15 protein-coding genes are annotated in these 13857 nt (G+C 41.7%); 14 read left to right on the forward strand and 1 reads right to left on the reverse strand.

Going from position 1 to position 13857, the window contains the following annotated elements; all coding sequences use genetic code 11:
* Positions 1–24 precede the first annotated feature (24 nt).
* From AX762_RS10685 to AX762_RS10695, 3 genes are all read left to right on the forward strand, one after another.
* Entirely contained in the window at positions 25–429 is a 405-nt protein-coding gene (locus AX762_RS10685) for a rhodanese-like domain-containing protein (RefSeq protein WP_256244779.1), read from the forward strand.
* A 141-nt stretch (positions 430–570) separates the two neighbouring features.
* Positions 571–2052, forward strand: coding sequence for an MDR family MFS transporter (locus AX762_RS10690; protein WP_071849121.1), 1482 nt, complete (start codon positions 571–573; stop codon positions 2050–2052).
* A 326-nt stretch (positions 2053–2378) separates the two neighbouring features.
* A complete protein-coding gene (locus tag AX762_RS10695; RefSeq protein ID WP_071849122.1) occupies positions 2379–3944 on the forward strand; it encodes a Mur ligase family protein in 1566 nt (521 codons plus the stop codon).
* A gap of 166 nt (positions 3945–4110) precedes the next feature.
* Here the strand turns inward: AX762_RS10695 and AX762_RS10700 are convergent, their stop codons facing one another.
* Positions 4111–4923: a pyruvate, water dikinase regulatory protein gene (locus AX762_RS10700; RefSeq protein WP_071849123.1), complete on the reverse strand. Its 813-nt coding sequence runs from the start codon at positions 4921–4923 to the stop codon at positions 4111–4113.
* A 141-nt stretch (positions 4924–5064) separates the two neighbouring features.
* On the opposite strand from AX762_RS10700, the gene AX762_RS10705 reads away from it, so the two are divergent.
* From AX762_RS10705 to glyS, 11 genes are all read left to right on the forward strand, one after another.
* Positions 5065–5487 (forward strand): Fur family transcriptional regulator, encoded by a 423-nt coding sequence (locus tag AX762_RS10705; protein WP_071849124.1) that lies wholly within the window; start codon positions 5065–5067, stop codon positions 5485–5487.
* Positions 5488–5702: 215 nt separating this feature from the next.
* Positions 5703–5873, forward strand: coding sequence for a 30S ribosomal protein S21 (gene rpsU / locus AX762_RS10710; RefSeq protein WP_071849125.1), 171 nt, complete (start codon positions 5703–5705; stop codon positions 5871–5873).
* 46 nt (positions 5874–5919) lie between these two features.
* On the forward strand, positions 5920–6366 hold the full coding sequence (locus AX762_RS10715; protein WP_071849126.1) for a GatB/YqeY domain-containing protein: 447 nt from the start codon (positions 5920–5922) through the stop codon (positions 6364–6366).
* Positions 6367–6573: 207 nt separating this feature from the next.
* Positions 6574–7545 (forward strand): PhoH family protein, encoded by a 972-nt coding sequence (locus AX762_RS10720; RefSeq protein WP_071849127.1) that lies wholly within the window; start codon positions 6574–6576, stop codon positions 7543–7545.
* Entirely contained in the window at positions 7545–8015 is a 471-nt protein-coding gene (gene ybeY / locus AX762_RS10725) for an rRNA maturation RNase YbeY (protein WP_071849128.1), read from the forward strand. The genes AX762_RS10720 and ybeY overlap by 1 nt, the downstream gene beginning before the upstream one ends.
* A complete protein-coding gene (locus AX762_RS10730) occupies positions 7999–8394 on the forward strand; it encodes a diacylglycerol kinase family protein (protein WP_071849129.1) in 396 nt (131 codons plus the stop codon). The genes ybeY and AX762_RS10730 overlap by 17 nt, the downstream gene beginning before the upstream one ends.
* A 13-nt stretch (positions 8395–8407) precedes the next feature.
* On the forward strand, positions 8408–8812 hold the full coding sequence (locus AX762_RS10735; protein ID WP_071849130.1) for a cytidine deaminase: 405 nt from the start codon (positions 8408–8410) through the stop codon (positions 8810–8812).
* The gene (era, locus tag AX762_RS10740) at positions 8809–9723 is read left to right on the forward strand and encodes a GTPase Era (RefSeq protein ID WP_071849131.1); all 915 of its coding nucleotides are present in this window, start codon (positions 8809–8811) and stop codon (positions 9721–9723) included. The genes AX762_RS10735 and era overlap by 4 nt, the downstream gene beginning before the upstream one ends.
* 29 nt (positions 9724–9752) lie before the next feature.
* A complete protein-coding gene (gene recO / locus AX762_RS10745) occupies positions 9753–10538 on the forward strand; it encodes a DNA repair protein RecO (protein ID WP_071849132.1) in 786 nt (261 codons plus the stop codon).
* A 299-nt stretch (positions 10539–10837) separates the two neighbouring features.
* Positions 10838–11767: a glycine--tRNA ligase subunit alpha gene (gene glyQ / locus AX762_RS10750; RefSeq protein WP_071849133.1), complete on the forward strand. Its 930-nt coding sequence runs from the start codon at positions 10838–10840 to the stop codon at positions 11765–11767.
* Complete coding sequence (gene glyS, locus AX762_RS10755) at positions 11768–13852, forward strand: glycine--tRNA ligase subunit beta (RefSeq protein WP_071849134.1); 2085 nt, start codon at positions 11768–11770, stop codon at positions 13850–13852.
* The last annotated feature ends 5 nt before the right edge of the window (positions 13853–13857 follow it).

Raw genomic sequence — 13857 nt, forward strand, 5'->3', positions numbered from 1 at the left:
AATAGAATAGAGAGGAAGTTTGCTTTGGATACATGGACAACTGTAACAATTATTTTGTGGGTTTTAATCATTGGATATGGTGCGTATGAACTCTATTTACACTTTCAAAGAAAAAAAGCGGCAACGCCTTTGGACAATGAAGCATTTAAACAAGACATGCGTCGCGCTCAAATCGTGGATGTGAGAGAGAAAGACACTTTCAATGCCGGTCATATATTAGGAGCGCGAAATATTCCATATTCTCAATTAAAACAGCGTGCTGCGGAATTGAGAACAGATCAACCTATCTACTTATACGATGACAAGAAAACACTAAGTTATCGTGCTGCGATCCTATTGAGAAAAAATGGGTTTGAAGATTTGTATGTCCTTAAAGAAGGTTACTCCGGTTGGGACGGAAAAATAAAGCGTAAAAAAAGATTAGACTAATCTGGTCTGATGACTTGATTATTTTCATGGTTTTTACCATAATTCAATAAGATGAAGAAGGGAATCTCAAAGATTTCCTTTTTTTATTAGTCTATCCGAGTCGGATAATACACGTTTATACTTAAAAGAGGGAGTCTCCACGTGAACATCAAACAAACCAAAATAGCTAAAGTAGTTATAACGGCCTTAGTTAAACAGCTGGACCGGAGAGATAACAACGAAGTGCCTACCGCTCTGATCTATACGGCATTATTTATGGGGTCACTTATGGTCATCATTAATCAGACGGCCATAAAAACGGCTTTACCGACAATGATCATAGATCTGGATGTATCACCCTCGATTGGTCAATGGACGGTTTCCGGGTATACTCTGGTTAAAGGTATAATGGTTCCGATCACTGCCTTTGCCATGAATAAGTTTCGATCGAGAAATTTGTTCGTGCTGATGATGATAATTTTTGGCCTGGGCTCATTAGTTGCTGCTTCAGGTATAAATTTCTATGTGGTCTTATTAGGTACCCTGATTCAAGGAATCGGCGCCGGCATGGTCATCCCTTTGATGCAGACGATCATCTTAACTATATCACCCATTGAACAACGAGGCAGAGCATTAGGTTTAATGGGAATCGTATTGGGATTGGGTCCGACGTTAGGTCCGACAATGGGTGGGTGGATCGTTGACAATCTTTCCTGGCACTATATTTTCTACTTTCTACTCATCGGTTCACTGTTAGTCATTCCACTTGCCTTATTGACGCTTACCGATGTACTGCCTATGAGCAATCCAACCCTTGACTGGGTATCGATCAGGCATTCACTCATTGGTTTCGGTCTTTTCCTATTCGGCTTATCCGTTTTGGGATCCCAAGGATTTGATTCGCTTGTAGCCTGGGCCGGCATTTTAATTGGCGCACTGTTCATCACGCTCTTTATTAGGAGGAATCTGAACAGTGATGAACCAATGCTGAATGTATCATTATTTAAAAATAGGACATTCAGTCTGTCCGTCATTATCGCAATGCTGGGACTCATGGTTATTACGGGCATTTCAAACATCATGCCCATGTATGTTCAAACCGTACTCGGTCGATCAGCCACTTTATCCGGTTTGATCGTTTTGCCCGGGGGCATGCTGAAAGCATTTATTTCACCGGCTACCGGCAACTTTTACGATAAATATGGGGTGAGAGTGATTGGTCCTTTAGGTGGCGCGATTCTCTTTGTCGGTACACTCTTATTAGCCTTTGTATCTACTTCAACACCTATATGGTTGATTATTGGAATGTACCTTTTCTTGTCACTCGGTTTCGGGATTTTCAACATTCCGATTACCACCGCCGGCATGAATGCTTTAGCTGATGAAGACATGGGACATGCGACGTCAGCAAGACAAACGGTCAGACAGATCGGTTCGAGTTTCGCTATTACCCTTGTATTTACTACTATGTCGCTCGTTTCTTCCTTTTTCCATGTACCTGCTGCATCAAACGCTGGAGGAGGCAAGACCGACATCAGTATCGAAGGGATCCGGGGCGGGTTTGGAATGGTTGCCCTGCTGGCATTCATCGCATTTATCTTGACCTTCTTCTTAAGAGACAACAAGCGGAAAGAAACTTTTTGATCTTCAAGAATAACGCTTTGCGTATTGCCTTTTTTTTAAAAGGTACCCTTAAATTTAAGCGCAATATAAGGTTTATTGAAATAATAAAAAGAAATATTGTTTATTATTTCAATAAAATAGGGTAATTCCCTTTACTAAAAGCATTGATTATCATTATACTTACATAATGGAAGTTATTTAAAGGATATAATAAGTTTTAGATAGTTAGCTTATTATTATGACTTTCTACATGTTCCTTTCAAAAATAAATTTGCGTACGACACGGAAGCTCTCTAGAAATAAGACAGAAGATCAAACGATTCATTGACTAAACGGAGGATTAATTTATGAACTTATCCAAATTACTTGAAGCTATAGACATTCGGGCTGAAAAAGGCTATGAAACGGACTGTAACATAAAAAAGTTGGCTTACCATTCGAGTCACGTTGAACCCGGTACACTTTTCGTATGCATTCGTGGATTTCAGATCGATGGACATGACTATGCTGGCTATGCAGAAAAGAATGGAGCCGCAGCTATTGTCGTAGAAAAATTCATGCCCGACATAACGATTCCGCAGTTCCTTGTTGCTGACAGCCGAAGAGCGCTGGCAGAATTGTCTGACTCGTTTCACAAAAACCCTTCACGTTTTATGCGGTTATTTGGTGTCACGGGTACCAATGGCAAAACAACCATCACATACATGACCGATGCTGTGTTTAGGGCCTATGAACTGAAAACGGGATTGATCGGTACGATAATGGTGAAGTATGATGACGTGATGGTGCCAAGTGTTCTGACAACCCCGGAATCTCTTGATCTGCAGAAACATTTGTCAGACATGCGGGATAAAAACATTACGCATGTCTCGATGGAAGTTTCTTCATCCGCATTGGAGCTCCAGCGCGTCGCTAGCGTCGCCTTCGATGTCGCTGCGTTCACTAACATAAGCAGAGATCACATCGACTTGCATGGGTCATATGAAGCGTATTTCAATGCAAAAGCATCGTTTATCCGGGAGGCATCGAAAGAAAGTGTTGCAGTCCTGAATATAGATGAACCTACTATAGAGAAATTAGCATCAGAAACAGAAGCTCAGGTCATTACTTTCGGAATAGAAAATCCGACTGGACATCTCTCTGTCACGGATATCGACTTGTCGAGCGGAACGCCGGAATGTACAGTTCACTTGAATAAGCCAATAAAAACTTTAGAGGGCATGGAAGTAAGCCCGACTTCATTTAAATTGCATTTAGCAGTTCTGGGTCGCTTCTCGATATATAACGCACTGACTGCTATTGCCGCTGGCTTAGTCAATGCCATTCCTGTAGATATCATCAAGCAGGGCCTGGAAGGATTCAAAGGAGTAGAAAGACGATTCCAGCTCATTTATAACAAAGACTTTATGGTCATTGATGATTTGATGCTGAATGAAAATAATATCGATTCAAGCATGGCAACGATAGACGCACTCGGTTATAATTCCATTAATTTCGTACATGCCATTCGTGGCAACAGAGGCGCAAGTATCAACCGTGAAAATGCTGAAAATATGGCAGATTGGTTCTCAAGACTAAATATCAGGCAGATCATACTGACAGCAAGTCGCTCACATGTCGATAATTTGAATCGCGTGACAGAAGAAGAAACCAACGCCTATATTGATGTAATGAAAAGTCGAGGCATAACCGTTGATTTTTATCAGGAACTGCCGGACGCACTCTCTGCCGGACTTAGCAAGATAAAGACAGGCGACCTGCTGATGATTACCGGCGCTCATGGTATGGACTATGGAACACAACTAATACTGAATGCGTTGCTGGAAAGAAAGACAGGTGTGAATAGAGACGCTATAAAGGACGTCTTGAGTCGGAAAGTTATAGGTATGAAAGCTATTGATTCTATTATCTAATGAGAGGTGTTTATTTTAAAAGGCAGAAAAAAGCGTGCCTTTTTCATTATTAGTGATTTCCGGATCAGTAACACCCAAATAAAAAAGGCTCCACAGCGGTTCTCACTCAAAAATAGAGCGGGAACGGAAGCTGTGGAGCTTTTTTATTATCCAGACTATTGAAAATTTACTGATGTTTCAATGAATCAATAATAATGGCTGATGTTTCTTCAATAGACTTACTGGAAACATTGATGACCTGACAATTCAATTTAGTGTATAATTCTTCTGCATATTTAATTTCTTTACGAATGCGCTCTTTACTGGAATAAGGTGTTTCTGGAGACATACCATAAGAAATCATGCGTTCTCTTCGGATATTGGATAACATCTCTTCATCATTCGTTAACCCTACTATGTGGCGGGTATTTACTTTCCATATTTCATCAGGCAAACGTGATTCGGGCATTAACGGCAGATTGGCCACTTTATAACCCTGGTTAGCCATATAGATACTTAACGGAGTCTTGGATGTTCTTGAAATACCCAGGATAACGATATCCGCTTCCAGAAAACCTTTGGGATTTTTGCCGTCATCGTATTTGATGGCAAATTCCAGAGCGCCGATCCGGTTGAAATATTTATCATCCATTCTATGCTTGGCACCTGGTTTGTGTTGCGGCATAACGTTCGTTCGCGATGTTACTTCACTAATTAGCGGATTGAGGACATCAAAACATTTTAAATCGTTAACGGCACAAAAATCTTCAATCGTATCGACTAAGATAGTATCAACAAAGGTATGAAGCAAAATTGCATGGTACCTCTTTGCTTTTTCCAGAACTTCGTTTACTTGATCTTCTCCAGCAATGAAGGGATAATTCTTCAATTCGTACTCCACATCAGGAAATTGTGCGAGAGCAGCATGCACAACGTTACTTGCTGTTCCGCCCACAGAATCGGATAAGACCATAATTGTTAATGAAGAACGTGTTGACATAATTAGATCTCCTTTCTCAAATCATTTATAATCCTAGTATATAGGAAGTGACGCCAAATTAGAATTAATTTGAAACTTGATATTTAAATTTGTTTCGTTATACTGTAGAAGAATAAATAATAATTAAGGGAAGCGATCTCAGTGGCTGCTTTTGAACAAGCTGTTAGAACTCTAAAACAAAATGGTTACAAGACGACGGGCAAAAGACAGCGTATTTTAGAAGTTTTATACAAAACAAATAAATATATGTCTGCTAAAGAAGTCCAAGACCGATTGAAGAAAACGTTTCCTGGTATAAGCCCAGACACCATTTATAGAAATTTGCATATGTTTGTCGAATTGAATGTTGTAGAAGAGACAGAATTAAATGGAGAAAAACTCTTTCGTGCAATGTGTGATGTACATGGACACCATCATCATTTTATTTGCACAGAATGCGGAAAAACAAAAGAATTGGAATGTCCGTTAGAACTTTTCCAAGATCAGCTGCCAGGATATGAAGTAGAATCACATCGTTTCGAATTGTTCGGAAAATGTGAGGCGTGCCTAAAAAAGACGATTTAATAATTTAATATGGGAGTGTTGACCCATTTGTCATGATTAATTTTATGATAAGGTTGACGCTCTCATTTATATTGTATATAATAAAAATGAATTGTTTTATACTTTATGTATAAATAACAATTACATCATTTAATGATAGGGAAGACCAATTGTGACTATTTCAACATGTAATGCCACATGGAACGCCCTGAACGTACGAGGGGAGGGGAAGAACGTTGACTAAAACAGATATCAAGAAAGGCGAGAATCTTGAAGATGCTCTTCGTCGTTTCAAACGTTCCGTTTCTAAATCCGGCACTATGAAAGAAGCACGTAAACGCGAGCACTACGAAAAACCAAGTGTTAAACGTAAATTGAAATCTATAGAAGCACGTAAACGTAAATAATAATTTTCGTTTTGTCAGATGTTTCAAATGATAGAAGGTGAACGCGTTGAGTAAACTTGATCAATTAAATAAAGACATGATAACTGCTATGAAACAGAAAGATAAAGAAACATTATCGACTGTTCGTATGTTGAAATCTGCCTTGCAAACTGAACAAATCAATAAGCGTGAAGAATTGACCGAGGAAGAAGAGTTAACGATTCTTGCTCGCGAGAAAAAACAACGTATGGAATCTTATACTGAATTTAAGGCCGCTGGTCGCGATGACCTGGTGCTTAAAATAGAAAAAGAGCTATCCGTTGTGGAGAATTATCTTCCGGCACAATTGAGTGAAGATGAGGTTCGCACGATCGTTCAGGAAACAGTTGCTCAAACGCAGGCATCATCCATGCAAGACATGGGTAAAGTGATGGGCGCTTTGATGTCAAAAGTTAAAGGTAAAGCAGATGGATCATTAGTAAGCTCTATCGTTAAAGAAGAATTAAATAAGTAGATCTTCGATCAAAAAAGAACGTTGTTTAGAACCATTTAAACAGCGTTCTTTTTTTGCAATCAGTTAAATCAATATCAAAAAGTGTTATTTTCAGCATCATCATAGAGTTTTAGTCCTATTTATGCTATTATTTATATACTTAAACGACTATGGAGTGAGAGCTGATAAGTACATGTCAGTCTTACATAAGAAGGAGATGTTAGCTGGTTGACTGAATCAAATGAGAAGCGAAAAGTTCATTTAGAAGATTCGCAGCGGGTCTTTGCTTTATTTGGTCCTCAAAACAGTTACTTAACGTTGATGGAAGAAGAAATGGCTGTGTCGATCAACAGCCGCGGCACCCAACTTGAAATTGAAGGCAAACATGAAACCATTGATTTGATTGAATCACTTTTTCAACAATTACTGGTTTTGGAAGACAAAGGTATTGAAATAAAAAAAGCAGACGTTGTAACAGCCATTAGAATGGCTAAACAAAATAATCTGGCAAAATTCGTGCGGATGTACGAAGAAGAAATCACGCGCGACAAAGATGGCAAGATCATCCGGGCGCGAAACGTCGGACAACGCAATTATATCGAATCAGTCAAGCATAACGATATTGTTTTTGGTATTGGCCCGGCCGGAACCGGAAAAACATTCGTCGCTGTCGCTATGGCTATAGCAGCGTTGCGCAGAGGCGATGTTAAACGCATCATCTTGACGAGACCGGCAGTTGAAGCGGGCGAATCACTCGGATTTTTACCTGGGGACTTGAAAGAGAAAGTGGACCCCTATCTACGTCCGATATATGATGCGCTCTATACGATCTTCGGCACAGAGCATACTAATCGTTTGATTGAGCGGGAAACCATCGAGATCGCTCCTTTGGCCTATATGCGGGGACGAACGCTGGATGATGCGTTTGTCATCTTGGATGAAGCTCAGAATACGACCACGCAACAAATGAAAATGTTTTTGACCCGTTTAGGCTTCGGTTCTAAAATGGTGATCAATGGTGATATCACACAAATCGATTTGCCTAAACGAGTAAGCAGTGGACTTATTCATGCTGAACGAGTGTTAGCTAAAGTTAAAGGCGTCGGTCATGTCCACTTTGATGCGGATGATGTTGTAAGACATCCTCTGGTTGCTAAAGTGATACTTGCGTATGTGAATGAACCGGATAGGGAAGATTAATGGATATAATAATACATGATGATACAAAACACCTGACCCAGGAAAAACTGGACTGGATGGAAGAGTTGCTGCAATTTTCCGCAGATAAATTGACTGTCCCGAAAAATGCAGAAATTTCCATTACAATCGTCGATAATCAGGAAATAAGAAAAATCAACAAAGAATACCGCAACAAAGACACCGCGACTGACGTGATCAGTTTTGCGCTGGAAGACGACGAAGATATTTTTATGACACTTGAACTGGAAGACGATGAAATACCAAGAGACTTAGGAGACATTTTTATTTCTTATGATAAAGCAGTGGAACAGGCCGGTGATTATGGACACTCTGTCGATAGAGAACTTGGCTTCCTGCTCGTACATGGTTTCCTGCATTTAAATGGATACGACCATATGACAGAAGCAGATGAGAAAGAAATGTTCTCCCTACAAGAGGAGATTTTAAGTGAGTATGGACTCAAAAGATAAGCAAGATTTACCATGTAAAAACAGAAAATATAGAGACTCTTTTCGCTATGCCTCCTGGGGTGTGAAAACGGCCTTTAAGGAAGAGCGAAATTTGCGTACCCATGTTTTAACTGGACTCTTTGTTTTCGGCTTATCTTTGTTTCTTGGTCTCACCCGTGAAGAATGGCTATGGTTGCTCCTGGTGAGTTATCTGGTCTTTGCCATGGAACTGATCAATACAGTTGTCGAAAATGTCGTCGATCTGGTTACGGAAGAATACCATCCGATTGCTAAAAAAGTTAAAGACATGGCAGCCGCAGTTGTCCTGGTAACAGCCAGTTTTGCTGTTGTGATCGGAACGATCATTATCCTGCCGAAATTACTACAAATTTTATTATAAAGAGGCGATATGAATGGATGAACAAAAGAAAAAAGAATTGGTTTCAAAAGCTAATGCAATGATGAGTAAAGCTTATGTTCCTTATTCGGATTTTCCAGTCGGTGCTGCACTCCATACCAAGGATGGCAAAACCTATACAGGGTGCAATATCGAAAATGCGTCTTACGGATTATCTAATTGCGCTGAGCGTACGGCTATTTTCAAAGCTGTTTCAGAAGGCGACAAAGAGTTCGATTATCTAGTTGTTACAGGCGGGACAGACGAACCCATCTCTCCATGTGGCGCATGCCGTCAAGTGATGGTTGAATTTTGTGAACCGGATATGAAAGTATTACTGACAAATAAAAAAGGAAAAATAAAAGAAACGACAGTGGCAGAATTATTGCCGGGAGCATTTCAGGCGGAGGATATGGTGTGAGTAAAGAAAAAGAAGTAGCATACAAATCAGGGTTTGTTTCGATCGTGGGTCGACCAAACGTAGGAAAATCAACACTACTGAACCGATTAGTGGGTCAGAAAATCGCGATCATGAGCGACAAAGCACAAACGACCCGTAATAAAATTCAAGGTATTTATACGACAGACAAAGAACAAATCGTCTTTATCGATACCCCGGGTATTCATAAACCAAAACATCGTTTAGGCGACTTTATGGTAAAAACGGCCCTCAGCACTTTCAATGAAGTCGATGTCGTACTCTTTTTAGTGAATGTCACGGAAAAGCGTGGAGCAGGCGATAATTTTGTTATAGAGAAATTAAAGCACGTCGAAAGTCCTGTGTTTTTGATTCTTAATAAAATCGACCAGGTACATCCGGATGAACTGCTGCCGATCATCGAAGACTATAATAATCAGCTCGACTTTGCAGAAATCGTCCCTATTTCAGCTATAGACGGCAACAATGTCGACCATCTGGTGGAAACAATCGTCACCTATTTATCGGAAGGCCCGCAATTTTATCCTGAAGACCAGGTCACTGATCATCCCGAGTACTTCATCGTGTCAGAGCTTATTCGTGAAAAGGTTTTGGAACGTACACGCGAAGAAATCCCGCACTCCATCGCCGTTGTGGTCGAAAGTATGCAGCGTAATGATGATGACAAAGTGGAAGTCCGTGCAGTCATCAATGTGGAGAGAAAATCTCAAAAGGGCATTATCATCGGCAAACAAGGGAAAATGATCAAAGATATTGGCATCAACGCGCGCCGTGACATCGAGAAACTGCTTGGTGACAAAATATATCTGGAATTATTTGTGAAAGTACAAAGCGACTGGCGTGACAAGCAGACGAATCTGAAAGATTTCGGCTATGATAAAGATAACTATTAATTCAAAGTAAAAAGTGAGAAGGTGGCTGAGTGTCACAGTTAGAAGAAGTGCACGGACTCGTGCTGTCTGTCAGAAGACACCGTGAAAGAGATTTTCTGGTGAAGATATTTACGCGTGAATATGGGAAGTTGATGTTTTTTGTGCGCGGAACCAAAAACCCGAACAACAAACTGAAACCAGCCATACAGCCGTTTACACAAGCCACGTATATCGCTGACATCAGAGATCAGGGGTTGAGCTTCATTCGTGACGCTAAACTCGTGTCACCTTTCTCCTCGATTCAACAGGATATCTTTCAGAATGCCTATGCCACCTTTATCCTTCAATTAGCTGATGCAGCACTGGAAGACAAACAGGCGGACGTCAACGTGTTTGAACAGCTGGTGCGAGGCCTGGAAGCGATCGACGAAGGCTTAGATGCCGAAGTCATCATGAACATTTTTGAAATACGCTTTTTAAGCCAGTTCGGCGTCATGCCGGAACTGCGCGGGTGTGTGATCTGTGGAACGACAGAAGGGGCGTTTGATTATTCAAGCCTGCATCACGGTTTACTGTGCCCCAAACATTACTTTGAAGACGAACGGCGCTACCACGCAAGTCCCAAAGCCATTCATTTCATACGGCTGTTTTCGGTCATATCTTTTGATAAGATCAAGTCTATTTCAATCACTGATGAAACGAAAAAAGAAATCAGAGCAGTCATCGACCAGCTCTATGATGAAATGGTTGGGATCAAGCTTAAAAGCCGCCGGTTCATTGACAGTATGAAACAATGGGAAAACATGCTGAAACCTTCTCCAGATCAAAAAGAGTGAAAAATTATGGATTGACAAAACGTGTATTTCATTTAAGATAAAGTGTAGAAAATAAATACAAGACACAATGAAGGAAAAAGTAAAAACAGGTGGTCTGTCAAGCGACTGTAGGGACGTGCGAGCTACGGGAGACACTGTTTTGAAAGGCATCCGGAGTGTCCATTTAAAAGAGCTGACTTTGAGAGTCAAAGTCAGAAGTAGGGTGGAACCGCGAGAAGACTCGTCCCTATACTGAACACATGTATCAGTATAGCGACGGGTCTTTTTATGTTTTCGTTTCAATAAAAGGAGAGAAGAAAATGGAAGAAGTAAAAACATTTCAAGATATTATACTTACACTTCAGCAATTTTGGTCCCAAAAAGGGTGCATGCTGATGCAGGCCTATGACACAGAAAAAGGGGCTGGGACGATGAGTCCTTATACCTTTCTACGTGCCATTGGACCAGAACCCTGGAACGCCGCTTATGTAGAACCAAGCCGTCGTCCCGCTGACGGACGTTACGGTAAAAACCCTAACCGTCTGTATCAGCACCATCAGTTTCAAGTGGTGATGAAACCTTCACCTAAAAACATTCAGGAACTCTATATCGAAAGTCTGAAAGCGTTAGGCATCGATCCATTGAAACACGACATTCGTTTTGTCGAAGACAACTGGGAAAATCCATCGCTCGGCTGTGCCGGTTTAGGTTGGGAAGTCTGGTTGGACGGCATGGAAGTCACGCAGTTCACCTATTTCCAGCAAGTCGGTGGTCTGGAAGTGGATTCCGTTACCAGTGAGCTCACATACGGTCTGGAACGTCTGGCTTCATACATTCAAGATGTCGATAGTGTCTATGACATCGAATGGGCGCCCGGCGTCAAATACGGTGAGATCTTTATGCACCCGGAATATGAACATTCTGCCTATTCGTTCGATCACAGTGACACCACCTTTTTATTCAGTCAATTTTCAGCCTTTGAAAAAGAAGCACTGAAACAGATCGAAAACAATCTGGTCCATCCTGCATATGATTATGTACTCAAATGTAGCCACGCGTTCAACCTGCTGGATGCAAGAGGTGCTGTATCAGCGACAGATCGCCCGGATTATCTCAAACGCATCCGTCACATGGCCCGCTTGATCGCCAAGGCCTTTTTAGAAGAACGGGCGAAACTTTCCTTCCCACTTTTAAAAGACAACGAAGCAGATAAGTGGATCGAAAAGTATGGCGTTAAGGAGGAGAAATAAATGACACACACATTCTTACTTGAAATAGGATTGGAAGAAATGCCCGCGAAAGTCGTCGCGCCTTCAGCCAATCAATTAAAAGAACTGGTCAAAACGCATCTTAAAGAAAATGGTCTAGGATACCAGGGATTAGACGTCTACAGTACTCCTAGACGCCTGGCCGTGAGCGTGACAGAACTGGAAGAAAAACAGGCGGATAGAAATGAAACAGTTAAAGGTCCCGCTAAGCGGATCGCCCTGGATGACGCAGGCAACTGGTCCAAAGCAGCCATCGGTTTTTCCAAAGGTCAAAGAGCATCTGTCGAAGATATCGTCTTCAAAGAAGTCAACGGTGAAGAATATGTGTTCATCGAAAAAGAAATCAAAGGTCAAAGCGCCGAACTGGTGCTGAAAAGCCTGGCCGACCGTCTTCCTTCGATGACATTCCCCGTTTCAATGAAGTGGGGCAACACGTCTTACAAATTCATTCGTCCGGTTCATTGGCTTGTTGCCTTGCTCGATGATAAAGTCGTCGATATGCCACTCTTTGACGTTGTATCAGGCAGCGAAACACGCGGTCACCGCTTTTTAGGAAATGCAGTGACGTTGAAACACGCGTCGGAGTATCAGGCAGCGCTGAAGCGGGAAGCCGTTATAGTCGACCGCGAAGAACGTCAAGGTGAGATCCTTAAGCAGATCAAAGCCTTATGTCAGGAAAATAACTGGCAGGACCCGACAACAAACGTGTCACTTGTCAATGAAGTCACGGATCTGGTTGAATACCCGACCGTTTTTCACGGTTCCTTTGAAGAGTCATTTTTGAAGGTGCCTGAAGTCGTGCTGGAAACAGCGATGGCCGATCATCAGCGTTACTTCCCCGTCCGCGAAGACGATCAGGATGCCGCCTTTTTACCTTATTTTATAGCTGTCAGAAACGGCAACGACCAGGGGCTGGATCACGTGCGTAAGGGAAATGAAAAAGTCTTGAGTGCACGCCTGGCTGATGCGGCCTTCTTTTATGAAGAAGACAACAAACACGCCATCGACTATTTTGTCGACAAACTGAAAGCCGTTTCGTTCCATGAAAAAATCGGCTCGCTTTATGAAAAACAGGAACGCATTGAATGCATCGCTCAATTTCTGATTCCGTATTTCGATTTGAAATCAGAAGCTGAAGCGGATGTGAAACGTGCAGCTCAAATCTGCAAATTTGACTTGGTGACACAAACAGTCACGGAATTCACTTCTCTGCAAGGACAGATAGCGGGTATATTTGCTGGAGAAAGAGGCGAAACAGACACGGTATCAAACGCGATAGCTGAGCAATACCTGCCAGACAGTATGGAAGGTGAGCTGCCTCGAACAAAAGCAGGTGCCCTGATATCTCTCGCAGATAAAATGGACTCACTGCTGTCGTTCTTTGCTATCGGACTTGTGCCCACCGGTTCAAATGATCCTTTCGCTTTGAGAAGACAGGCTATGGGAATCGTACGTATCATCAAAGCCTTTGATCTCCCACTTTCCATCACGGATTGGATGGATGCGATCATCCTGGAAACACAAAACATTGAGACCAAAGCACTTTATGAACAAAACAAAGACAGCGTCAGCCGCTTTATTCTAGACCGCCTGGATCTATGGCTTTCTAAAAATGCAGACCTGGAAAAAGACTATGACATAAGAGCTGCTGTCCTTTGGTCATCACACGATAACTTGATCGTTTTGATCGATCAGGCACGTGTTTTAAAAGAGGAGAAACAGACAGAAAAATTCAAACCGGTGGTCGAATCACTGACACGTGTTGCCAATCTGGCTGAAAAAGCGGCTAATAACGTAACCGTGAATACCGAATTGCTTGAATCTGATTCAGAGCATGATCTGAATGATGCCGTGAACGCAATCGAAATGATGACTGAAAAAGATATCACCGCCGAGCAGAGATGGCAGCAGTTCGTTCAACTGCATCCACTGATCGATGCCTTTTTCGATGAAAACATGGTTATGGCTAAAGATGAAGCGGTGAAAACCAATCGTCTGGCACTTTTAAATCGCATCAATAAACTGGCCCGACCATTTGCCAAGTTTAATGCGTTAGTGATCAAATAATTAGA

Source organism: Alkalibacterium sp. 20 (assembly GCF_001885615.1).
Lineage (GTDB): Bacteria > Bacillota > Bacilli > Lactobacillales > Carnobacteriaceae_A > Alkalibacterium.

Coding starts and splice junctions, on each gene's coding strand:
- AX762_RS10695 (WP_071849122.1), top strand. CDS start 2,379: ATGAACTTATCCAAATTACTTGAAGCTATAGACATTCGGGCTGAAAAA.
- AX762_RS10700 (WP_071849123.1), bottom strand. CDS start 4,923: ATGTCAACACGTTCTTCATTAACAATTATGGTCTTATCCGATTCTGTG.
- ybeY (WP_071849128.1), top strand. CDS start 7,545: ATGGATATAATAATACATGATGATACAAAACACCTGACCCAGGAAAAA.
- AX762_RS10730 (WP_071849129.1), top strand. CDS start 7,999: ATGGACTCAAAAGATAAGCAAGATTTACCATGTAAAAACAGAAAATAT.
- AX762_RS10735 (WP_071849130.1), top strand. CDS start 8,408: ATGGATGAACAAAAGAAAAAAGAATTGGTTTCAAAAGCTAATGCAATG.
- glyQ (WP_071849133.1), top strand. CDS start 10,838: ATGGAAGAAGTAAAAACATTTCAAGATATTATACTTACACTTCAGCAA.
- glyS (WP_071849134.1), top strand. CDS start 11,768: ATGACACACACATTCTTACTTGAAATAGGATTGGAAGAAATGCCCGCG.